Source organism: Brevundimonas sp., from assembly GCF_041919755.1.
Lineage (GTDB): Bacteria > Pseudomonadota > Alphaproteobacteria > Caulobacterales > Caulobacteraceae > Brevundimonas.
Window position 1 is genome coordinate 136,177 of sequence record NZ_JAYRTD010000002.1, and the last position, 21,780, is coordinate 157,956.

The 21,780-nt window shown below is 63.5% G+C and carries 19 protein-coding genes; 7 read left to right on the plus strand and 12 right to left on the minus strand.

All coding sequences use genetic code 11. From position 1 onward, the window contains the following. Positions 1-60 precede the first annotated feature (60 nt). The 3 genes from ACE3TH_RS03440 to ACE3TH_RS03450 all read left to right on the plus strand — a co-directional run bounded on the left by ACE3TH_RS03440 (position 61) and on the right by ACE3TH_RS03450 (position 2,605). Positions 61-1,596 carry a sensor histidine kinase gene (locus ACE3TH_RS03440; protein WP_374597367.1) on the plus strand — a complete coding sequence of 512 codons (1,536 nt, stop codon included), beginning with the start codon at positions 61-63 and terminating at the stop codon, positions 1,594-1,596. Positions 1,597-1,673: 77 nt separating this feature from the next. Further along, positions 1,674-2,096 carry a response regulator gene (locus ACE3TH_RS03445; RefSeq protein WP_374597939.1) on the plus strand — a complete coding sequence of 141 codons (423 nt, stop codon included), beginning with the start codon at positions 1,674-1,676 and terminating at the stop codon, positions 2,094-2,096. An 8-nt stretch (positions 2,097-2,104) separates the two neighbouring features. Next, a complete protein-coding gene (locus ACE3TH_RS03450) occupies positions 2,105-2,605 on the plus strand; it encodes a BLUF domain-containing protein (protein ID WP_374597369.1) in 501 nt (166 codons plus the stop codon). Positions 2,606-2,610: 5 nt separating this feature from the next. Here the strand turns inward: ACE3TH_RS03450 and trxB are convergent, their stop codons facing one another. Next, positions 2,611-3,621, minus strand: a complete 1,011-nt coding sequence (gene trxB, locus ACE3TH_RS03455) for a thioredoxin-disulfide reductase (RefSeq protein ID WP_374597371.1) — start codon at positions 3,619-3,621, stop codon at positions 2,611-2,613. A gap of 77 nt (positions 3,622-3,698) precedes the next feature. Here trxB and ACE3TH_RS03460 point away from each other — a divergent pair, with 77 nt between their 5' ends. Further along, positions 3,699-3,995: a hypothetical protein gene (locus ACE3TH_RS03460; protein WP_374597372.1), complete on the plus strand. Its 297-nt coding sequence runs from the start codon at positions 3,699-3,701 to the stop codon at positions 3,993-3,995. On the opposite strand, the gene ACE3TH_RS03465 is transcribed toward ACE3TH_RS03460, so the two are convergent. From ACE3TH_RS03465 to ACE3TH_RS03485, 5 genes are all read right to left on the minus strand, one after another. Further along, positions 3,992-4,924, minus strand: coding sequence for a mitochondrial fission ELM1 family protein (locus ACE3TH_RS03465; protein ID WP_374597374.1), 933 nt, complete (start codon positions 4,922-4,924; stop codon positions 3,992-3,994). The genes ACE3TH_RS03460 and ACE3TH_RS03465 overlap by 4 nt on opposite strands. A 53-nt stretch (positions 4,925-4,977) precedes the next feature. Continuing rightward, on the minus strand, positions 4,978-5,451 hold the full coding sequence (gene greA / locus ACE3TH_RS03470) for a transcription elongation factor GreA (protein ID WP_296170423.1): 474 nt from the start codon (positions 5,449-5,451) through the stop codon (positions 4,978-4,980). Between the two features lie 116 nt (positions 5,452-5,567). Then, positions 5,568-5,780, minus strand: a complete 213-nt coding sequence (locus tag ACE3TH_RS03475; protein WP_296170426.1) for a hypothetical protein — start codon at positions 5,778-5,780, stop codon at positions 5,568-5,570. 76 nt (positions 5,781-5,856) lie between these two features. Next, positions 5,857-6,519 (minus strand): glutathione S-transferase, encoded by a 663-nt coding sequence (locus ACE3TH_RS03480; RefSeq protein WP_374597377.1) that lies wholly within the window; start codon positions 6,517-6,519, stop codon positions 5,857-5,859. 80 nt (positions 6,520-6,599) lie between these two features. Beyond that, positions 6,600-6,842: a cysteine protease gene (locus tag ACE3TH_RS03485; protein ID WP_374597379.1), complete on the minus strand. Its 243-nt coding sequence runs from the start codon at positions 6,840-6,842 to the stop codon at positions 6,600-6,602. Positions 6,843-6,949: 107 nt separating this feature from the next. Here ACE3TH_RS03485 and ACE3TH_RS03490 point away from each other — a divergent pair, with 107 nt between their 5' ends. After that, a complete protein-coding gene (locus tag ACE3TH_RS03490) occupies positions 6,950-8,251 on the plus strand; it encodes a dicarboxylate/amino acid:cation symporter (protein WP_374597381.1) in 1,302 nt (433 codons plus the stop codon). 24 nt (positions 8,252-8,275) lie between these two features. Here ACE3TH_RS03490 and ACE3TH_RS03495 read toward each other — a convergent pair whose 3' ends face one another. The 4 genes from ACE3TH_RS03495 to ACE3TH_RS03510 all read right to left on the minus strand — a co-directional run bounded on the left by ACE3TH_RS03495 (position 8,276) and on the right by ACE3TH_RS03510 (position 16,588). Further along, on the minus strand, positions 8,276-9,355 hold the full coding sequence (locus ACE3TH_RS03495; protein ID WP_374597383.1) for a hypothetical protein: 1,080 nt from the start codon (positions 9,353-9,355) through the stop codon (positions 8,276-8,278). A gap of 24 nt (positions 9,356-9,379) precedes the next feature. Next, positions 9,380-12,679 carry a carbamoyl-phosphate synthase large subunit gene (gene carB / locus ACE3TH_RS03500; RefSeq protein ID WP_374597385.1) on the minus strand — a complete coding sequence of 1,100 codons (3,300 nt, stop codon included), beginning with the start codon at positions 12,677-12,679 and terminating at the stop codon, positions 9,380-9,382. A 12-nt stretch (positions 12,680-12,691) separates the two neighbouring features. Further along, on the minus strand, positions 12,692-13,006 hold the full coding sequence (locus ACE3TH_RS03505) for a ribonuclease E inhibitor RraB (RefSeq protein ID WP_296165003.1): 315 nt from the start codon (positions 13,004-13,006) through the stop codon (positions 12,692-12,694). A 207-nt stretch (positions 13,007-13,213) separates the two neighbouring features. Then, positions 13,214-16,588 carry a TonB-dependent receptor domain-containing protein gene (locus tag ACE3TH_RS03510; protein WP_374597387.1) on the minus strand — a complete coding sequence of 1,125 codons (3,375 nt, stop codon included), beginning with the start codon at positions 16,586-16,588 and terminating at the stop codon, positions 13,214-13,216. A 546-nt stretch (positions 16,589-17,134) separates the two neighbouring features. Here ACE3TH_RS03510 and ACE3TH_RS03515 point away from each other — a divergent pair. After that, positions 17,135-20,152, plus strand: a complete 3,018-nt coding sequence (locus ACE3TH_RS03515) for a TonB-dependent receptor plug domain-containing protein (protein WP_374597389.1) — start codon at positions 17,135-17,137, stop codon at positions 20,150-20,152. Between the two features lie 70 nt (positions 20,153-20,222). Here the strand turns inward: ACE3TH_RS03515 and ACE3TH_RS03520 are convergent, their stop codons facing one another. Further along, complete coding sequence (locus tag ACE3TH_RS03520) at positions 20,223-20,411, minus strand: hypothetical protein (protein WP_374597391.1); 189 nt, start codon at positions 20,409-20,411, stop codon at positions 20,223-20,225. Between ACE3TH_RS03520 and ACE3TH_RS03525 the strand changes: the two genes are divergently transcribed. After that, entirely contained in the window at positions 20,385-21,044 is a 660-nt protein-coding gene (locus tag ACE3TH_RS03525) for a hypothetical protein (RefSeq protein WP_374597393.1), read from the plus strand. The genes ACE3TH_RS03520 and ACE3TH_RS03525 overlap by 27 nt on opposite strands. Here ACE3TH_RS03525 and ACE3TH_RS03530 read toward each other — a convergent pair. Continuing rightward, positions 21,035-21,736 carry an HAD family hydrolase gene (locus ACE3TH_RS03530; RefSeq protein WP_374597395.1) on the minus strand — a complete coding sequence of 234 codons (702 nt, stop codon included), beginning with the start codon at positions 21,734-21,736 and terminating at the stop codon, positions 21,035-21,037. The genes ACE3TH_RS03525 and ACE3TH_RS03530 overlap by 10 nt on opposite strands. Positions 21,737-21,780: the final 44 nt, after the last annotated feature.

Sequence of the window (21,780 nt, forward strand, 5' to 3'; positions counted from 1 at the left end):
GTTTCATGTGCATTTCCCCACCAATTCCATGGCGCAACGGCGCCGCAGCCAGGCTTTTGCGTGTCCTCGACCTCGATTGAAACCGATGAGACGGCCCGCCTGTCAGCCCTGAAAGCCTATGGCATTCTGCATACGGCACCTGAAGCGGCGTTCGACGACATCGTGGGACTAGCGGCTCGACTATGCGACGCGCCGACGGCCCTGATCAGCCTCGTGGGAGAACACGAGCAGTGGTTCAAGGCTCGCGTCGGTCTGGATGTGAGCTGCACACCACGGAATCTGTCGTTCTGCGCTCACGCCATGCACGGCGACGACATCATGGTCGTCCCGGATGCGACCTTGGACCCGCGATTTGCCGACAACGCCTTGGTGACGAGTGATCCGCACATCCGCTTCTATGCCGGGGCTCCGCTGGTCACCAGCGACGGGCAGCCGTTGGGTTCGCTTTGTGTGATCGACAGCCGCCCTCGGCCCCAGGGCCTCACGGACCTTCAGGCCCATGCCCTGTCTGTGCTCGCCAAACAGGTCATGACCCAGCTGGAACTGCGTAAAGCCCTGACGACAGGCCGGGCGACGGGGGTCAAGCTGGCCGACAGCGAGGCGCGGTTTCAGGCGATCGCCGACTCCATGCCCCAGATGGTCTGGTCGACGCTGCCGGACGGTTTCCACGACTATTACAATGCGCGGTGGTACGAGTTCACGGGTGTGCCAGCCGGGTCGACGGACGGTGAGGGCTGGAACGGCATGTTCCATCCCGAGGATCAGGAGAGGGCCCGCAGGCGGTGGACGCACTCGCTGGAAACCGGCGAGCCTTACGAGATTGAATACCGCCTGCGCCGTCACGACGGCATATATCGCTGGACCCTGGGCCGGGCGAACCCAATCCTCGACGCCGAGGGTCGGATCACACGCTGGTTTGGGACCTGCACAGATATCGATGACCTCAAGCGGGCGGAGCAGACCAAGGAGCTGGTCAGCCAGGAGTTGAGCCACAGGATCAAGAACATTTTCGCCGTCGTGTCGGCCCTGATCGCCCTGTCGGCGCGCCAGTTCCCGGAAGCCAAGGGCTTTGCCAGCGCAGTGCGCACCCGCATCAATGCTCTGGCCCAGGCGCACGAGTTCGTGCGGCCACACAGCGACGCCTCGGCCCCGGCGATGGCTGATACGACCCTACATGCTTTCCTGAATGCGCTTTTCAGCCCGTATACCGGCCTGGATGGACAGCCGCGCGTGCGCGTGACCGGGGACAATGCCGTCTTTGACGATCAGGCCGCGACGTCGGTGGCGCTGCTGTTCCACGAGTTGGCCACGAATGCTTACAAATATGGAGCCCTATCCGTCGGGGACGGGACTGTGACATTGACGACCCGTCAGGAGCAGGATCAGTTCGTTCTTGAATGGGTCGAGCACGGCGGACCACCCGTTGTCGCCGAGCCGACCCGCCAGGGTTTTGGCTCGTCGCTTGCATCGTTGTCGGTCGAAGGCCAACTGGGCGGAAAACTGGTGCGCGAATGGCACAGGGACGGATTGAAAGTGACGGCCAGCCTGCCCGCCACGGCTTTGTCGCGACGCCGCGCCGCACAAAACGCCGCATGATACGGGTTTGCGGAAACCCTAAATCCGTCGTCGCGTTGTGACGACTTGGCGACACACCGTTCATTCAGCTTCGGAGTATTAGGGTAAAGGCTATGTCTGCGCGTATCCTCATCATCGAAGACGAGGCCATCGTAGCGATGGAGCTTCGTTTCGTTCTCGAGGACCTGGGTTACCAGGTCGTCGGCACCGCTGCGGAAGCCCGCACGGCGCGTGAGATCGTGCGCGAGGAAGACATAGATCTGGCTCTGGTGGACATTCATCTGTCCGACGGCCCAACAGGTGTCGAACTGGGTCGTGAACTGGGTCAGGAGAAGGGTGTCACTGTCTTGTTCATGACCGCCAATCCCGGCATGGTCCGCAACGGCGTCACAGGCGCGCTCGGCGTTCTCACCAAGCCCACCGACGAGCGTGCAGTTGAAACCGCAGTCGAATATGCTTTGTGCCGCCGACAGGGTCGTCCCATCGAATATGCCCCTCCGGGCTTGCAGTTGTTCGCCTGATGCACGTCGTGAGTTCGCCGACAACTGGCTCTGATGCGCTCGAACAGCTGGTCTACGTCAGTATAGATACTCGCGAAGTCACCAATCCGATCAGTGCGGCGGATATCCTTGCGGAGGCGCGTCGCAACAATGCCCGTGACGATATTACCGGCGTGCTGACCTTCACCGGCGGGCGTTTTGTGCAGATTCTGGAAGGGCGAAGCGATCGGCTGGAGGATCTGCTGGCCCGACTGCTTGTCGATCATCGTCATCGTGACATGGAAGTGCTGGCACGACGCACGATCACCCATCGAGACTTTCCGGGGTGGGATATGGTCAGCCCACGCCTCGCCCGAAGCCAGATTGACAAGCTGAATACGCTGTTGATCGAGACGCCCAAGGATTTGGACGCCTACGTCGATATTCTTGCTGAGGCGGTTCATCGCCAGGCCAGTGCCTTGGCTCAATATGGTTATGATCCGCGTGAGGATACGCTGGAAGGTCAGTCGGCCGGATCGCCAACCACCTGATCAGGCTACCAGACCCCGATCTTCTCCGCTTCCTTGTGGCTGATCGGATGATTGGCCTTGGCGTGATCTTCTTCGGCCAGGAAACGCACCGCCTCCAGCGCCGCCATACAGCCCATGCCCGCCGCCGTGACGGCCTGGCGATAGATGTCGTCCGTCACGTCGCCGGCTGCCCAGACGCCTTCGATGGCCGTGGCCGCAGTCCCGGGTTTGACCACCAGATAGCCACCCTGTTTGGTTTCCAACTGGCCTGCGAAAAGCTCTGACGACGGCGCATGGCCGATGGCGATGAAGACGCCGTCGGCGGCCAGATCGCGGGTTTCGCCCGTCTTGACGTTCTTGATGCGCGCGCCCGTGACATTGACCCCGCCGAAGTCGTTGGTCTCGCCCAGGATTTCGTCGATCGCACTGTCCCAGACCACCTCCACCTTTGGATTGGACAGCAAGCGTTCCTGCAGGATCTTCTCCGCGCGGAACTCGTCGCGGCGGTGCACCACAGTGACCTTCGACGCAAAGTTGGTCAGGAACAGCGCCTCCTCGACGGCGGTATTGCCGCCACCGACCACGATCACTTCCTTGCCGCGATAGAAGAAGCCGTCGCAGGTGGCGCAGGCGGAAACGCCAAAGCCTTGGTACTTTGCCTCGCTCTCCAGACCCAGCCACTTGGCCTGGGCTCCGGTCGATATGATCACCGTCTCGGCCAGCATCTCCGTGCCACTGTCCAGCGTCAGCCGGAACGGCCGCTGCGACAGGTCCGCCTTGACCACGATGTCCTCGATGATCTCGGTGCCGACATGCTCGGCCTGGGCGCGCATCTGCTCCATCAGCCAGGGGCCCTGAATGACGTCGGCGAAGCCGGGGTAGTTTTCGACATCGGTGGTGATGGTCAGCTGGCCGCCGGGCTGAAGGCCGGCGATCACCACGGGTTGCAGCAGGGCGCGCGCGGCATAGATGGCGGCGGTCCAGCCGGCGGGGCCGGACCCGATGATGGCGACGCGGACGGTACGGGGAGTGCTCATGACACCTATTTAGGCAGTGATTCCCCTTTGTGCGATGCTAGGGTGATCGTTCTTCACAGGCAGGGAAGGGTATGCACATGGAAGGTCGCAGCGCCATCGGCATCGGGATCGGCATGGGCCTCAGCATCGGTGTCGCCATCGGGGTGGCGACCGATGACTTGGCCCTGTGGCTGTGTCTGGGTATCGCCATCGGCGCTGGCCTGGGCGTCGCCTTCGATCAGCAGAACGCTCGCAAGCGCAAACAGGGCGACGACAGCGGCAGCGATGGCGGCACCCCTCTGGTCGGTGGCGACACCAGCAGTCGCGACAAGAGCTTCGACAGCAGCGACGGCTCGGACGGTGGAGGCGGTGACGGCGGCGGTGGCGGCGACTAGGCCTGTAAGCGCTCGATGATGGCCCGCGCGGCGCGTTCGGTCTCGTTCAACGGCTCATAGGTCCAGGTTTCCAGACGCCCGTCGAACGGCCGCGCGGCACCCCGGTCGCGCAGATCCTGATGCAGACGCGCGAACTTGTCGGCCGATCGGGTCGCCACCATCGGCAGGATGTGCACCGGCTTTCCTGTCGAGGCGGCCTCGGCGGCCATGTTGGCACTGTCCTCGGTCACCAGTATATGGTCGGCGAAATGCAGGAAGGCGAAATAGGGGTTTGGTCCGGCACCGTCCCAGATCAGGCCGGGCAGGTGCGCCAGCCGGGCCGTGATTGTCGCCTTCGCCGCCTCGGGCGTGCGTCGCGAATAGGTCAGCATGAGCGAACCGCCCGCCGCCTCGATAGCCCCGGCGATCTGGTCGGCCAGGGCGGCGGCATGGGCTTCGGGCAGGTCATGAGCGCGCGACTTTCCGCCGATCAGCACCGCTACGCGCAGATGGGGCAGGGGCTCCAGCACATCGGCGAACCCTTCGGCCCCTTCCGCCAATCGATCAGATGAAATCCGGTGCGGCGAGCCTGTGATCGACAGGATGTTGCGACCCTCGATCCCGTCATGGCGTGGCGCGACCACCAGATCGTAGTCCGACGTCCGCCAGCGCGGATCCTGCGTCTGCACCACGAAGGTCTTGCCGCCGGAGCGCCGCTTGGCCGTCAGCGACAAGGGCAGGGTGGCCCGCCCCGTCCCGATCCACACATCCGGCCACGCCTCACCCGCTTTCGGAAACGGCGCGTCGGCGTACGGGTCCAGCATCCACGGGGCCTTCAGCGCCGACGGCAGCTTGTCGAAGGCGGCCCGCCAGCGGATCCGTTTGATGGTGATCTCGGACGGCAAAAGGCGCTGGAGGGCTTCTGCCAACCCCAGCGCCTGATTTTCCATACCGGCCCGGCCGTCGGAGACGACCCAGATCGAAAGCGGCGACCTGTCGGCCGTTACTTCCACTCGACCTTGAGGATCTCGTAGGCCTTCACGCCGCCGGGGGTGTTGACCTCGACCACATCGCCGACCTCTTTGGAGATCATGGCGCGTGCGATCGGCGAGGCGATGGAGATCTTGCCTGCCTTCACATCGGCTTCATGCTCGCCGACGATCTGGTAGCGGCCTTCTTCCTCGGTGTCCTCGTCGACGACCGTGACGGTCGCGCCGAACTTGACCTGGGTTCCGCTCAGCTTGGAGACGTCAATCACCTGTGCGCGGCTGATCTTGTCCTCGATCTCGGCGATCTGACCCTCGATCCAGCCCTGACGCTCCTTGGCGGCGTGATACTCGGCATTCTCGGAGAGATCGCCATGCTCGCGCGCTTCCGAGATGGCCGAGATCACGCTCGGCCTCTCCACGGACTTCAATTGCTTCAGCTGATCGTCGAGGACACGGTAGCCCTCGGCCGTCATCGGCACTTTTTCCATATGTCGTGAATTTCTTGGTTATCGCCCGACTGGACAGATTGACTGGCACTTGTGATCGCAGGGCGCTTGCGACCGGCCAAAGAGGGTAGGGCACACCGTCAAAACGTTCAAGACCCCTAGGGGCGATTGGCGACCCGTGTTCCGGCAACGCGGCGACGCGACAGGGCGCGGATGTGTTTCATCAGGCTCCAGGCCAGCCAGCCGAGGATGGCCATGCCGATCGCCATGAAGGCCACGGACACGATGAAGATGCCGGCGGCGATGAAGGCGAGCACAAAGGACAGGGCGGCGGTCAGGGCCGCGACGATTTGAATGGTTTTGAGGCGCATAAGCTCATTAACGGATGGTGGCCACCGCGGTTGCGGCTCCGCCTTCAACAGCCCGTGACTGTGTCTGCACCGCCACTCAGGCGTAGCTGTAGGGTCCGCCCCGCTCAAGCGCCCGCTGGTAGGCTGGCCGGGCGTGGATCTTGTCCAGATAGGCCTTCAGGCGGGGTTTGTCGTCATAGGGTGCGCGGGTCGCCCCAGCCTCAATGGGGAAGCTCATCATGATGTCGGCGGCACTGAACCGATCGCCGGCAAACCACTCCGACTTGCCCAGTTCGGCCTCCCAATAGGCGGTGTGGGCTGCGATCTGGGGATCGATGAAGCCGTCCTGGGCCTTGGCGCTGATGGCCTTCACCACCGGACGCACCAGCCCCGGCGAGCGTTTGGGCAACTGGCCGAAGATCAGTTTCAGCAGCAGCGGCGTCATGGCCGAGCCCTCGGCATAGTGCAGCCAGTAGGTATAGCGCCGACCCGCCTCTGTTCCGGGCGCGGGACGCAGGGCGGCACCCTCGGGGCCTTCCAGCAGGTACTCAACGATGGCCCCGGTCTCGGCCACGCGCACCTCGCCGTCATCGACAACCGGCGACTTGCCCAGCGGATGGATGGCCTTCAGTTCCGGTGGAGCCAGCATGGTCGCCGGATTGCGCTCGTAGCGCTTTACCTCATACGGCCGTCCCAACTCCTCCAGCAGCCACAGCACGCGCTGCGAACGGGAATCGGCGAGGTGGTGGACGGTAATCATGGGCGCGCTCCGGTCAGGCTGTACGGTCAGTCACGCATGCTTACGCCGCGTCCGTCCAGCCTTTTCGAGAACCGGTACAATCAGGCGCGGCGACCGCTCCAGCGCTGGCGCGGATGCGTCTCGGACTTGGTGCCGGGGCGCTGGGACTGGCCCTGCGAGGGCTTGCCGGCGCGGCGGTCGCGGCGGGCTTCCCACAGCTGGAAGGCCAGGGTGGCCAGGGCCAGCTTGCCGGCATGGCGTCCGGCCACGCGCCGTCCGCCCTTGCTGAACAGCAGGCCGCCGACCAGGGTCACAAGGCTGGGCGAAAGTTTGGGAATGGGCATGGTTGATCTCCTTCGGTGACCTAACGCGCCGCAGCCTTGGCCGTTCATCGCCGTTCAGCCCTGCGACATCGCTTCGCAGCGGGCGATTCACAGGCTAGCGTCACCGCATGGCCCAATCCCGCACCGCCGCCGTCATGTCGTCCCTGTCGCTCAGGGTGCTGGTCGCCTTGGTCGCCGGTCTGGCGGCAGGGGCCGCCGCCCAGGCCTGGGGCATTCCCGGCGGCACGGCCAGTGTGGCGGCCATCGACGCCCTTGGCCAGCTGTGGCTCAATGCCCTGCGCATGACGATCATCCCGCTGGTCTTTGCGTTGCTGGTGACCGGCATCGCCTCCATCGCGGATGCGACCTCGACCGGGCGGTTGGCGGTCAAGGCGCTGATCGTCTTTGCGGTCCTGCTGGTCTTCGCGACCACCTATGCCTTCGCCGCCTCCATGGGGCTGCATGCGATCTGGCCGATCAATATCGCGGAGGCCCGGGCCCTGCTGGCCGGCGTCTCCCCGGATCAGGCCGCCGCGGTCGCCGAGGGTGCAAAGTCCGGCGGTTTCGGGGCGTTTGTCGCGGGCCTGGCGCCGTCCAACCCGATCAAGGCCGCGGCGGACGACGCCATCCTGGCGATCGTGGTTTTTGCCATCGCGTTTGGATTCGCCACCACCCGCCTGCCGGGACGGTTGCGCCAGCCCATCGCCATCTTCTTCGAGGCCGTGGCCCAGGCCATGATCGTGATCGTGCAATGGGTGCTGTGGGCCGCGCCGGTCGGTGTCTTCGCCCTGGCCATGGGCGTGGGCCTGCGCGCGGGCATCGGGGCGGCTGGGGTCCTGGCCCACTATATCGCCATCGTCAGCCTGGCCATCCTCGGCCTGATCCTGATCCTCTATGCCGTGGCCACCGTCTGGGGCCGGATTGGCCTGGGCCGGTTCGCGCAGGGCATCGCCCCTGCCCAGGTCGTGGCCTTCTCGACCCAGTCGTCATTGGCCAGCCTGCCGATCATGGTCGAGCGGGCGGTCGGTCGCCTGGGTGTCTCGGCGGCCACGGCTGGACTGGTCCTGCCGCTGGCCGTCGCCGTCTTCCGCATCACCTCGCCGGTCGCCAATCTCGCCGTCGTCATCTATTGCGCCCATCTGTTCGGGGTTCAGATCACCCTGCCGGTCATGGTCGCGGGCGGCCTGACCGCGATGGCCATCAGCGTCGGCACCGTCGGCCTGCCCGGCCAGATTTCCTTCTTCGCCAGCGTCGCCCCCATCGCGCTCGCCATGGGCGTGCCGCTGGAGCTGCTGCCCCTTCTATTGGCCGTCGAGGTCATCCCCGACATCTTCCGCACCGTCGGCAACGTCACCGCCGACCTGACCGCCGCCCGCATCGTGGAGGGGCGGGATGCCGTGGCCGACCCGGAGGCGGCGGCGGGAATTTAGGAGGGAAATCGTCGTGCGCTTTAATTATGCGCCGATGGGTACAGCGATAGCCCTGTAAAGCGTCGGGTTTTCGCCGGAGCCCCAGCAACACGATGCGACGATGAATAAGACGCCATCTTGCTCATCGCTAATACGCAGCCCGGCCCAATCTCGAAACTGTGGCATCGGCCTTTCCTCGACGAGCCCATCATCCGAACGAAAGTACCGATCGCGGCTTGTCCCGATCCACCCATTCGTAATCTCGAACAATCCGTCAAGCGGCCAAGGCTGTGGCACCATCATCCATTGATCTTTGACCGCAGGGGTCGGTGTGGAAAAGACGAGTTCTATGGAAGAATTGCACACCCGATAGACGCGGCCCTTGCTTAGCCCCATGTGTGAAATGCCTGAGCCGACGATCAAGCATCCGGGTCTTTCAGGATCGGCAAACAGGCCCACCACCGGGTCACAAGCGGGGTTCAGCGTACCCTCGCAAATCTTCTCGCCTTCCTCCGTCACGAAGGAAATGGTCCCGGCCGCCGCATCAACCCGGCGCAGACCCCCGCCCCATTCTCCGAGGTTGTAGCCAGCGTAGATGCCGCTCTGATCCACGGCGGCAAGGCGAGCATAAGGACCGAGCGATGCGGCGAACTGCTGTCGACGCAATCCTTCCGACAGCGGTAGGATACCTCGCTGGTACACGATGGCCGGTCGCTCTAACCCGGGCCAAGTGACCAGGCCAAGAACCTGCCCCTCATGTTGTTCACCGGGGTGAAGCTGGCGGTCACCGCGCCGCTGATCTGAACCCAGGCCGGCTGCGCTGATGGGGTCCAACAGATTGACGACGTAGTAGAGGTCCGTCCCGCCGCGTTGGCCCAGCAACCAGAGACGACCGTTGTCGGGCAACAGGTCCACAACGTCTTCGGCGATGATGGCACGCTCGCCGGTCGCGCGCTCGAAGCGGACGACTTTTCCGGTCGCGCCTCTCAGCCAGATATGATCCCGGTCGGCGACACCTTCGATGATGGCGTGGCCCAGGTCCGCATCCCGCCAATCACTAGCTACCGCCTCGCCACGACCAGCGAGCATGAACATGGCCAGCAGGGAGGCGATCAGCGAGCGCATAGCGCACGCTACGCCAAAATCAGATTAAGCGTAATCCTGCACCGGCCGCACATCCAAATCGCCCGCCTTGATAGCGCCGATGGCCTGGGCTGCGGCCTGGGAGCCGGCGGTGGTGGTATAGTAGGGGATCTTCATCATCAGGGCGGTGCGACGCAGGCTGAAGCTGTCCTGCAGCGACTGCTTGCCCGAGGTGGTGTTGAAGACCAGCTGGACCTCGCCGTTCTTCATGGCGTCCACGATATGGGGACGCCCCTCCAGAACCTTCTTCACATGGGTCACGGCCAGGCCCTGTTCGACCAGATAGCTGTGGGTGCCGCCGGTGGCCATCAGGGTGAAGCCTACGGCCAGCAGGGTCTTGGCCGCATCGACGATGAAGGGCTTGTCCTCGTCCTTAACCGAGATGAAGGCACAACCGGAGACGGGCAGGGTGGTGCCGCCACCGATCTGGCTCTTGGCGAAGGCACGGGCGAAGGCGGGGGCCATATCCGCCTCGCCGTCGCGCTTCCAGTCCAGCCCCATGACCTCGCCGGTCGAGCGCATTTCCGGCCCCAGGATGGTGTCGACCCCGGCGAAGCGGGCGAACGGGAAGACCGCCTCCTTGACCGCGATATGGTCGTACGCCTTGTCGGCCAGGCCGAAGGATTTCAGCGGCACCCCGGCCATGACCTTGGCGGCGATGGCGGCGATCGGCTGGCCGATGGTCTTGGCGACGAAGGGGGCCGTGCGGGATGCGCGCGGATTGACCTCCAGCACGAAGATGCGGGGGTTGTCGCTGTGCGGCTCCTCGATGGCGAATTGGACGTTCATCAGGCCGCGCACTTTCAGCGCTTTCGCCATTTCGGTGGTCTGACGCTTCAGCTCGGTCACGATCTCTGCGGACAGCGACCAGGGCGGCATGGAACAGGCGCTGTCGCCCGAATGTACGCCAGCCTCCTCGATATGTTCCAGCACACCCGCCACGAACACCGTCTCGTCGTCGCACAGGGCGTCGACGTCCACCTCGGTGGCGCGGTTCAGATAGTGGTCGATCAACACGGGGTCGTCGCCCGACACCCGCATGGCCTCATGGACATAGCGGTCCAGCTGCTCGCGGTCGTGGACGATCATCATGCCGCGTCCGCCTAGCACATAGGAGGGACGCAGGACGACGGGATAGCCGACCTCTTCCGCCTTCTGCGCAGCCTCTTCGGCGCTGCGGGCCAGGCCGTTAGGCGGCTGGATCAGGCCGATGTCATGCAGCATCTTCTGGAACCGCTCGCGGTCCTCGGCCAGGTCGATGGAGTCTACCGACGTGCCCAGGATCGGCACGCCGTCCTCCTGCAGTGCATGGGCCAGCTTCAGCGGCGTCTGGCCCCCGAACTGTACGACCACACCGATCAGGTCGCCCCTGGACCGCTCGACGTCGATCAGTTCCAGCACGTCCTCGGCCGTCAGTGGCTCGAAATACAGCCGGTCGGAGGTGTCGTAGTCCGTCGAAACCGTCTCGGGGTTGCAGTTCACCATGATGCTTTCAACGCCGATGTCGGCGAAGGCAAAGGCCGCGTGGCAGCAGCAGTAATCGAACTCGATCCCTTGCCCGATCCGGTTCGGTCCGCCGCCCAGGATGATGGCCTTCTTCGCCTCGGTCGGGTTGGACTCGCAGGCCGGAACCTGGCCCAGCGCCCCGGTCTCATAGGTCGAATACATATAGGCGGTGGCGGAGGCGAACTCGGCGGCGCAGGTGTCGATACGCTTGAAGACGGGGCGCACGTTCAGAGCACGGCGCGCCTTGCGAACGGAGGCTTCGGTGGTGCCCGTCAACTGGGCCAGACGGGCGTCGGAGAAGCCCTTGGACTTCAGCTTGCGGAACTCGGTGGGCTCGACGGGCAAGCCGGTGACGCGGACGTGGCCCTCAGTGCGGACGATGTCGGCGATCTGGCGCAGGAACCACGGTTCATAGGAACAGGCGGCATTGACCTCCTCGACCGTCAGGCCGTGGCGGAAGGCCTGGGCGATGACCAGGATGCGGTCCGGCGTCGGCTGGCCCAGCGCCCGCACGACGGCGGCGCGGATGGAGGCCTCGTCCCCGGACCCGTCGGTTCCCTCGATCTCGATCTCGTCGAAGCCGTTAAGGCCCGTCTCCAGACCACGCAGCGCCTTTTGCATGCTCTCCTGGAAGGTCCGGCCGATGGCCATGACCTCGCCGACCGACTTCATCGAGGTCGACAGCAACGGCTCCGAGCCCGGATACTTCTCGAAGGCGAAGCGCGGGATCTTGGTCACGACATAATCTATGGACGGCTCGAAGCTGGCCGGAGTCACCATCGTGATGTCGTTGGTCAGTTCATCGAGCGTGTAGCCGACGGCCAGACGCGCCGCGACCTTGGCGATGGGGAAGCCGGTCGCCTTGGACGCGAGCGCCGAGGACCGCGACACCCGCGGGTTCATCTCGATCACGACCATGCGGCCGTCAGCCGGATTGATGGCCCACTGCACGTTCGATCCGCCCGTCTCGACCCCGATTTCGCGGAGCACATTGATCGAGCCGGTCCGCATCCGCTGATATTCCTTGTCGGTCAGCGTCAGGGCAGGGGCGACAGTGATGCTGTCGCCGGTGTGGACGCCCATCGGGTCCACGTTCTCGATGGAGCAGATGATGATGCAGTTGTCCGCCGTGTCACGGACGACCTCCATCTCGTACTCCTTCCAGCCCAGCACCGATTCCTCGATCAGCACCTCGGTCGTCGGCGACAGGTCCAGCCCGCGCATGACGATTTCCTCGAACTCCTCGCGGTTATAGGCGATGCCGCCGCCGGTCCCGGCCAGGGTGAAGCTGGGGCGCACGATGGCGGGCAGGCCGACGAACTCCAGCCCCTCCAGCGCCTCTTCCATCGAATGGGCCGCCTTGGAGCGCGGGCTTTCCAGCCCCAGCTTGTCCATGGCGTCGCGGAACTTCTGACGGTCCTCGGCCTTGTCGATGACCTCGGCCTTGGCCCCGATCATCTCGACGCCGTATTTCTTCAGTGCGCCGGAGGCGTCCAGCGCCAGGGCCGTGTTCAGCGCCGTCTGGCCACCCATGGTTGGCAGCAGGGCGTCGGGCCGCTCCTTGGCGATGATCTTCTCGACCATCTCGGGCGTGATCGGCTCGATGTAGGTGGCGTCGGCCACCTCCGGGTCGGTCATGATGGTGGCGGGGTTAGAGTTGACCAGGATCACCCGATACCCCTCGGCCTTCAGCGCCTTGCACGCCTGAACGCCCGAATAGTCGAACTCGCACGCCTGACCGATCACGATCGGCCCGGCGCCGATGATCAGGATGGATTGGATGTCCGTACGCTTGGGCATCTCAGCCTCCGTCTAGTTCGTCACGACCGCGCACTCCCAGCCGTCATAGTCCAGCTGAAAGGCCGCGGCCCAGGATTGCATCATGGATGAAACGGGCGCGAACGAGGCTTCGTCCACCGCCATGGTGGTCTCAAGAACGGTCATCTCGTCCTGGCCGCGCGTGATGAAGCCGGCGCGCCGCGCGACCTCGTTCAGGTCGTCGTGATCACCCTCGCCATAGAAGTAGAACAGGGTGTGCCGGGGCGTGACGCCACTGTCGCCATGCTCCGCCAGGGACGCCCGGATCATGGCGTCGCGCTCGTCGTGCGGGACATCGGATGCGGTCACGGCGGCAACGGTCCTTTCGCGCACGAAAATCCGGCGCGGGCGATACGCCGGCGCGGCTCCGTTCGGGTTGTCGGTTAAGCGGTCCGTCTAATGAGCACGGGCGGCGGGGGCAAGCCGCAATGCGCCAGGCGGTGCCATTTGCTGTGCGCTACGAAAAAGGGGCGGCCCTTGTGAGCCGCCCCTGATCCGTGATTGCCAGTTCCGAAATCAGAACGGGCGGTAGTTCAGGCCGATGAAGAAGCGACGGCCGTAAGGGTCGAAGTTCGAATAGAGCGTCGTCCCCAGATAGTCGGCCTGCTCCGCATCAAAGGCGTTTACGACACCGGCGCGCACCGTCAGGTCCTCGCGAGCATTCCAGCGCACCGTAAAGTCGTGGCGCGTGAAGTTCTCGGTATCCAGTTCGCTGACCAGACGGGCATCGGCGTTGTTCACGAAATCGCGGACGTTGACGATGTCCTGGGCTGTTTGCCAGTCAGCGGTCCAGTTGACGCTCCAGATCTCGTTGGGTGCCCACGTCAGCGACGAGGTCAGACGAACGCGCGGGTAGAACAGGCCGCTGGCCAGTTCGGTGAAGTCCGTCGGGTCGCCTTCGTTCAGGAACTCCTTCTGGTCGATCAACCAGGAACCGGCGAGACGGTAGTCAAACTGACCGAAGTCGCGGCCTGTCATTTCCAGCGTGTCGAGACGGTAGCTGGCCGTGAAGTCCAGTCCGCGCGTTTGCAGCTTGGCGTAGTTGAACGACCGCTCGATGAACCCGCCGACGGCGTCGCCGGCTGGTGCACCCACCCCGAACGGAATGTCCGGATTGTTGCGGAAGATGGTTTCACAGGCATCGGCATTCAGTGTCGCGCCGTTGACGCAGTTGGCCGCAGCGGTCGCCGCGCTGACGGCCGAGATGACCTGTTCGATCTCGATCTCGTAATAGTCGAGGACCAGCGAGAAGTTCGGGATGAAGCGCGGACGCAGCACCGTTGAGAACGTGAAGCTGTTCGACTCTTCAGGTCGCAGGTTCGGGTTGCCGCCCAGCGAGCCGGCGATGCCCGAGGTGTAGTTCGGGTTGAAGTCGTCCAGGTTGGTCGCGGTCGCCCCGGCGAAGTCAAACGTCAATCCCTGATCGGCAGCCAGCGCCGTACAGTTGTTGATCCGGTTCTGCCGGGTTTCGGCGTCCTGAACCGCAGCGATCGCCAAAGTGGCACAGGGATCTGCGAACGCGTTGGCGAAGGTCTGGCCAAGCGGCGAGAAGTTCTCGCCGAGATCCGGCACGCGCACTGACGTGTTGTAGCTGGTTTTGAACGCGATGTCCTGGATCGGACGATAGACCAGGTTGACGCCGTACACATCGACATCACCAACGGTCGAGTAGTCTGCGTAGCGATAGGAGCCGCTCAGCTCGGCATACTCACCCAGGAAACTGTCGCGGAACAGCGGGACCGAAAGTTCCGCAAAATACTCGTTGGAATCGTATTCAACTTCCGGGAAGTCGGCACCCGTGTTCAGGAACAGCAGACGCCCATCGGTGTCGCGGTCGCGGCCGGTGGCCGAGGTGGCTTCGCGACGATATTCGGCGCCCAGGGCGACGCCCAGCGGACCAGCACCCCAGAAGTCCCAGAGATTGCCCGACACCGAAGCGATGGCCTGCTCCTGCTCGTTGCGCTCGGTGATGCCGATGGTGGCGTCGACGTAGTCGAGCGCGGCCTGGCTCTGGTTACCCTTGCCGAAGACGTTCAGCGGGGCGCACTCGTCAATGCTGCGGCGGCCGTAGTCGCTGTCGCGCAGGTCTCCACCGCGTTGCGGGTCACCCAATGCTCCGTTGGGCACACCCTGAGCGTCGAGAAGCTGGACGCGGCAGACGATTTCGCCGGGTCTGCCGTTCACGATCCCAGCCGTATCGAGCACCGCATCAGCAGCCAGGGCGAATCGTTGGCCATCGACGCCACGCTCACGGTTCTCGATATCGACCTGACCGTAGGTGTAACCGATATCCCAGTTGAAATCTTTCACGAAGCCCAGTTGCTCGCGTGAGCCTCGCAGGCCCACGACGTAGCGTTGAAGCTCACGCGTGTTGTCCTGGGTGCGGTCAGGCCCGAACAGGCTGTGACGCGCGATCTGCAGACCTTGAGAACCCACCAGCACGCTGTCGGCGTCGTCGGTCGGCGGCGCATAACGGTTGATCTGGTTACCCGCGATCGCGTCCTTGACCAGTTGCGGCAGGAAGGCGTTGTCCGACCAGCGCAGGTCGAAGTTGTTGACCGCATAGATCGGGTTGGCCGTGCCGGCACTGTATGAGTTGACCAGATCGATATTGAAGAAGGTGGGCTGGCCGACGTCGAAGGTGTCTTCGGTGACGTATTTGCCCTCTGCATACAGTTCGATGTCCGGCGTCACCTCGTAGGTGGCACCGACCTGGAAGCGGGCGGATTCCGAACGCGGTACGCGCGAGCCGGTCGAGAAGTCGGCGATGTTCTCGCCATCGCCGCCGATGTTGTAGGGGCGGAACAAGCCGGTGTTGCCGATACGCTGGCCAAAGTTGGCCAGGCGGGCGGTCGATCCATCGTAGTAGAACGTCTTGCCGGGGTTGGGAGCAAAACAGTTGTTGCTGTAGGTGAAGAACTCGCCACCTCCTCCGTCGGGAGCGAAGCAGTCCTCATAGGGGACGTCGGGGTCGCTGAGGCGCGAGCCGGGCTGCGAGTTGGCCAAGGTAGTGGCACCCCAGCGCGGAATATCCATACGGCGGACGTTCTTGAACAGCTGGAAGTCCTGGTCGCCATCGAAAGGAGCCGTCGTCGGATCGGCGTCGATGCCGGCCCGGAAGGGTGCGTCGTTGATCCAGTCGATGTTGTTGGAGGTCACCTCATCGACTTCTTCATATTCGCCGTGGGCATAAACGTTGAGGCGGCCGCCGAGCAGATTGGCACCTGCCAATGCGGAGATGCGGCGGTTGGCCTGACCGTCCTGGTTGATCATGCCGTAGTTGGCGTCGATCTCGAGACCTTCAAAATCCTTGCGCAGGATGAAATTCAGCACGCCGGACACGGCGTCGGCACCGTAAACCGAGGCGGCACCGCCGGTGACAATCTCGATATTCTCGATCAGCAGGCGCGGGATCGTGTCGATGTCGACGGCCAAGGATCCGCCGCTGGAGCCTACATGGCGGCGGCCATCGACCAGCGTGAGCGTGCGGTTCGACCCCAGGCTGCGCAGATTCGGCAGCGACAGTCCGCCATCGCCCAGGTTGGATCCGGTCGTGTCGGATGGCACGACGGAGTTCGAGAGGGCCGGGATGGTGGCCAGATAATCGATCACCGTGGCTTGGCCGGTCGACAGCAGGGCTTCGCGCTGGACTTGGATCAGAGGCGTCGGGGAGTTGGTAGCATCACGACGGATGCGTGATCCGGTCACGACCACCTCGCCGAGCTCCGTTGCATCGTCCTGAGCCACCGGAGCCTGATTCAGAGGTTCCTGACCGGTGGCGGTATTGGCTGGCTGATTAGCGGGAGCGGTCTGTGCCAGCGCAGGGCCTGAAATGGCGATTGAGCCGGCCAGCATCGTGGTGGCAAGCAGCGACTTGCGAATATCGATCATAGATTAAAAACCCAAGCTATCTGAATAACGCAGTTATGTCGACGGTTCGACGGCGCAATGCAAAAGGCTTCGTCAGGGAGAGATGGTCAAGCTCTACCATTGCATTTAGTGCAATATTCCAATGTTATTCAAACATTAAATCGCGATATTAGCGCTCAATGTCGCCACATTTGAAAGTTTCCCAGTTTTGGGCAGCGACACGATAGTTTTATTATCCATGTATTCGACAGGTTCTTGTTCTTGGGCTGATCAGCAGTACCGGTGCATGATGTGCGACAGGCGGTGCATCGACAAGCAAGCCGAAGTGCACGCCGCACGAAAAAGACATGCTGACGTGGCGCTCTGACCCCAAGGACTCGACTTCAGTGCGCGGCCTGCAGGTGTCCATTTGGCGTGGTGCCCATGTGCTACAGTATCGCACTAAACGCCTCTTGCGGCGGCGGTGAGCTTGCGTGTCGAAAAAGCGACCGTAATGTGACCCGTTGGACAGGTCGGCGTTTGCGCATGGATTCGCGCTGCGGCAGCCGAAACAAAAAGGATTTATTTGTGCGTTATTCTCGATTGCTGACGACAACGATTCTGTCGGGCCTGGGTGTTTTCGTTGCCTCCGCTGCCCTGGCTCAGACGCCGCCGCAGACTGCCCCGCAGCCCCAGCCGGATGCCGAAGAGCAGGATTCGCAGGCCACCGATCTGGGCGACGTCGTCGTCACGGGTTCGCGCATCCCTCAGAATGAGTTCACCAGCCCGTCGCCTGTTCAGGTGTTGACGGCAGACCGCGCCGAGCAGCGCGGCCTAAGCGATACGGTCCAGTTGCTGCAGAGCTCGACGCTCGCCTCTGGTTCGCCTCAGGTGAACTCGACCATCTCCAGCGCCTTCGTGACGGACGGTGGCCCCGGTGCCGCGACTATCTCGCTGCGCGGCTTGGGTGCGAACCGCACGCTCGTGCTGCTGAACGGTCGCCGTGCCGGTCCGGCCGGTACGCGCGGTGGCGTCTCGGCATTCGACCTGAACGTCATTCCTCAGTCGGCTATCGACCGCATCGATCTGCTCAAGGACGGTGCGTCGTCGATCTACGGTTCGGACGCTGTCGCCGGCGTCGTCAACTTGATCACCGAACGCGCTCGTGACGGTGGAGAGATGACGGCCTTCGCTTCGGCTCCCTTCGATCAGGGTGGCGAGCAGTACAACATCTCCGGAACCTTCGGTAAGCAGTTCGATCGCGGCTACGTGAACCTGTCGGCCGACTACTACCGCCAGGAGAAGCTGGCTGCCGGCGAGCGCGACTATCTGATCTGCCGCAACCAGTACATCACCGCGCCGGGCACCAACACGCGCGTCGATCGTGTCGATCCGCGTACGGGCCAGCCGCAGTGCACCGACCTGACCTGGGGCAATATCTACGTCTACGGTGCCGACTTCTCGGGCCGCGCCGGCCGCTTCCAATTCGACTACGATGGCGATCTGGGCCGCTACATCCCGACACGCCCGACGAACCCGGCCACTTCGGCCATGTATCCGACGGCGCCGGACGGCTTCTACATCGTCAACTACGATGCGGCCTCGCGTTCGGTGGTCAACAACCTGTCCGACTTCGCCCTGGAAGAGTCGATCATTCCCGAGACCGAGCGCTACACCGTGTTCGGTGAAGGCGCATATGAACTGGGCGGCGGTGTCGAAGCCTATGCTGAACTGCTGCTGAACCGCCGCGAAAGCCGCACGGACAGCTATCGCCAGTTCTGGAACTACGTCTACACCTCGACCTTCGGCGATCCGCTGAACGACTTCGTCGGCCCCAACATCCTGAGCCCGACCGCGATCACCGATCACTTCGATGCGTCTCAGAAGGTGGACTACACCCGTGCGGTCGTCGGCCTGCGCGGCAACTTCAGCATCGGCGGCCTGAACAACTGGTCTTGGGATATCTTCGGCCAATACAGCCGCTCGGATGCGGAATACACCAACGACGTCATCTTGAAGGATGCGGTTGATTCAACGAGCTTCAAGACGGCACTGTGCGCTGGCCGCAACCTGCCCGGTACGAACCGTCCTTGCGTGGATGTCGATTTCACCCGTCCGGGTTTCCTGGCAGGTGACCTGACCGACGCAGAGCGGGCCTTCCTGTTCGATACCGAAACTGGCACCACCATCTACGAGCAAACCTACGTAGAGGGTTCGCTGGCCGGTAACCTGTTCGAGCTTCCTGCGGGTCCGCTGGGTGCCGCCTTCGGCTTCCACCTGCGCAAGGATGAGATCGTCGACACTCCGGGCGATGTCACCCTGGCCAACAACAGCTGGGGCCTGAGCGGCGCTGGCGTGACCCAGGGTTCCGACACGACCAACGAGGCCTACGTCGAGCTGGCAATCCCGCTGCTGGCCGATATGCCCTACGTCCAGGGCCTGGATCTGTCGCTGTCGGGTCGTTACACCGACACCGATACCTCTGGCGACGCCACGACCTACAAGGTCGGCCTGAACTGGAAGATCAGCGATACGATCCGCGTTCGCGCCACGCACGGAACGTCGTTCCGCGCACCGGCCCTGTTCGAACTGTATCTGGCTGACCAGACCAGCTTTGTCGGTCAACGCAACATCGACCCCTGCCTCAACCTCGACCAGCGCGTGGCCGACGGCGTTCTGGCTACGACCGACCCGCTTTACGTGAACTGCACCAGCGCGGCGGGCCCCGGCGGCGGCGTCGCAGGCGACTTCACCGGTGGCGTGGCCTCGGCCGAGGTCGTGACCGGTGGTGGACTGGGCGTTCTGGAACCTGAAACCTCCAAGGCTACTGTCATCGGCCTTGTGCTGACCCCGCCTGACAGCAATCTGAGCGTCGCGATTGATTACTTCGAGATCAAGATCGAGGATCAGGTCGACGTTCTGGGTGCCGGCGGCATTCTGCAAGCCTGCTACCTGTCGGAGAACTTCCCGAACGATCCGATCTGTAATCAGTTCGATCGCGACCCGACGCTTGACGGTGCGATCAGCCAGGTCCGCGACAGCTACCTGAACATCGCTGAGCAGAATAACCGTGGCTTCGACTTCACGGCGCGGTGGTTCCATGACTTCGATTGGGGCACGCTGTCGCTGGACACCCAGACGACCTGGACCCTAGAGTCCAACCAGGCGACCTTCGCTGACTTCAGCACCGACTTCCTCGGCGATATCGGCAGTCCCAAGCTGGTTGGTAACTTCAACGCCAGCATCAACCGCGGACCTTGGACTGCGTTCTGGGGCTTCGACTGGATCGGGCCGCAGGACAACCGTCCTGATCGCATCCGCAACGGCCAGTCGGCCTTCCAGGTCATTGAAGGTCGTCAGGGCCTGATCAAGGCTGATGCGGAGTTCACCGGCTTCCACAGCGTTTCGTTGTCCTACACGTCTGAAGGTTCGGGCGTCACCGGCGGCTGGACCCTGTCTGGCGGCGTGGCCAACCTTTTCGACGAGCTGCCGCCTGCGGCCTCGTCCGTCGCCGTGGGTACGACCGGCAACTCGATCCTGTCGTCGCAATATCAGGAAGCCTATTATGGCCGCCGCGCCTTCCTGCGGGTGAGCAAGTCCTTCTAAGGGTCACTCACCCAGTCTAATCGAGAGGGCGGTGGCGAAATCCACCGCCCTTTTTCGATAACGCGTCCCTTCAGTAGGTCGCGCTCAGGAGGAACATTTGGCGATCATCAAAGGCATAGCCGACACCCTTGACCGCGAGGTCGTGCGCTTTTCCCAGAAACCGCTGCGACAGCCCGTTCTCATGAACAGCATTCCGAAGGGGGGCACGCACCTGTTGCGCAACATCCTGCGCATGTTCGTCCCTGTCGATCAGCACCATGCGCGCGACTTCATCCAGATCCCGAACATGCACGAGCATCTGGACGCCCTGGATCCCTCTGCGCCCAAGCTGGCGATGGCGCATCTGCTGTTCGATGACCAGTCGGTCGCCAATGTCCGTTATGCACGGCACATCGTCCTGGTTCGCGATCCTTACGACTGGGTCATCGCCCGCGCGCGTTTCCATGTGTCGGATGCCTTCGAACAACCCAACCTTCAGCACCTGAAGATTCCACGGCTCTTCTCCAGCGATGTGCTGCTGAACATGATGATCTTCGGCATTCACCAGAAGGTGCCTGCACTAAACGACATCTACACCCACAACGCCGTCGCCTGGCTGGGGACGGGGGTTCATCTGGTCCGTTACGAGGATGCCGTGGACGCTGTGAAGGACCTGGACTCAGCCAAGAGCGAGGCCTTCTTCGCTTCCTTGCTAGATGCCGCGGGTATCGACCGACCCGATGACTGGCGCGAGCGCGTGGCGGTGGGCGCGGACCGCAAGCTTAGCCGCACGGCGCGTGAGAATCTGGTCCTGCCAGACGGCTTTCAACTGCCGGACACCCTGCCGGAAACCCAGCGCCGCCTGGTCGATGTTCACGCACCGGGGCTGCGGACGCTTCTGGGCTACGACTGATCCATCCGCTCGATCCAGGCGGGAAGAGCGTCAATGTTCTCCAGCGCGACATACCTGTCATGGTCCTGAGGCGCATCGGCCAGTTCGTGGGCCCAGGTCACATGGTAGGGGATGTGCACACCGTAGGCCCCCGCTGCCAGCGCAGGCAGGACATCCGACTTCATGGAGTTGCCGGCCATGACGGCCTGGTCAGCCCCGGTGCCATGACGGGCGAAGATGCGCTCATAGGTGCCGCGATCCTTCTCCGACACAATCTCGACGGCAGCGAACAGGTCGCCCAGGCCAGATGCGGCAAGTTTGCGTTCCTGATCCAGCAGGTCGCCCTTGGTGATCAGGACGAGGCGGTATTTTTCGGAAAGCGCGGCCAGCGCCTCGTTTACCCCGGGCAAGGTTTCAACTGGGTGGGCCAACATTTCGCGTCCCGCCGCCAGAATCTCGCGTACCACCTCGGGCGGGGCCCCGCCGTCGCACAGCTCCATGGCCGTCTCGATCATCGACAGGGTGAAGCCCTTCACGCCGTATCCGTAGAGACGCAGGTTGCGCTGCTCCGTCTCGGCCAGCCGCGCCTCAATCACCTCGGCGTCGCCATGATCGTCCAGCAAATCGACGAACCGCGCATGGGTCAGGCGAAAGATCGTCTCATTGTGCCAGAGGGTGTCGTCGGCATCGAGGCCAACGGTGGTGATGGGCATGGCTGTCGTCTCTCGGCTTGGCGCGTGAGGTGGCGGTCTGGCGC

Coding starts and splice junctions, on each gene's coding strand:
- ACE3TH_RS03530 (WP_374597395.1), bottom strand. CDS start 21,736: ATGCCCATCACCACCGTTGGCCTCGATGCCGACGACACCCTCTGGCAC.
- trxB (WP_374597371.1), bottom strand. CDS start 3,621: ATGAGCACTCCCCGTACCGTCCGCGTCGCCATCATCGGGTCCGGCCCC.
- ACE3TH_RS03510 (WP_374597387.1), bottom strand. CDS start 16,588: ATGATCGATATTCGCAAGTCGCTGCTTGCCACCACGATGCTGGCCGGC.
- ACE3TH_RS03490 (WP_374597381.1), top strand. CDS start 6,950: ATGGCCCAATCCCGCACCGCCGCCGTCATGTCGTCCCTGTCGCTCAGG.
- greA (WP_296170423.1), bottom strand. CDS start 5,451: ATGGAAAAAGTGCCGATGACGGCCGAGGGCTACCGTGTCCTCGACGAT.
- carB (WP_374597385.1), bottom strand. CDS start 12,679: ATGCCCAAGCGTACGGACATCCAATCCATCCTGATCATCGGCGCCGGG.
- ACE3TH_RS03525 (WP_374597393.1), top strand. CDS start 20,385: ATGTTCGTCCCTGTCGATCAGCACCATGCGCGCGACTTCATCCAGATC.
- ACE3TH_RS03465 (WP_374597374.1), bottom strand. CDS start 4,924: ATGGAAAATCAGGCGCTGGGGTTGGCAGAAGCCCTCCAGCGCCTTTTG.
- ACE3TH_RS03475 (WP_296170426.1), bottom strand. CDS start 5,780: ATGCGCCTCAAAACCATTCAAATCGTCGCGGCCCTGACCGCCGCCCTG.
- ACE3TH_RS03460 (WP_374597372.1), top strand. CDS start 3,699: ATGGAAGGTCGCAGCGCCATCGGCATCGGGATCGGCATGGGCCTCAGC.
- ACE3TH_RS03495 (WP_374597383.1), bottom strand. CDS start 9,355: ATGCGCTCGCTGATCGCCTCCCTGCTGGCCATGTTCATGCTCGCTGGT.
- ACE3TH_RS03480 (WP_374597377.1), bottom strand. CDS start 6,519: ATGATTACCGTCCACCACCTCGCCGATTCCCGTTCGCAGCGCGTGCTG.
- ACE3TH_RS03485 (WP_374597379.1), bottom strand. CDS start 6,842: ATGCCCATTCCCAAACTTTCGCCCAGCCTTGTGACCCTGGTCGGCGGC.
- ACE3TH_RS03520 (WP_374597391.1), bottom strand. CDS start 20,411: ATGGTGCTGATCGACAGGGACGAACATGCGCAGGATGTTGCGCAACAG.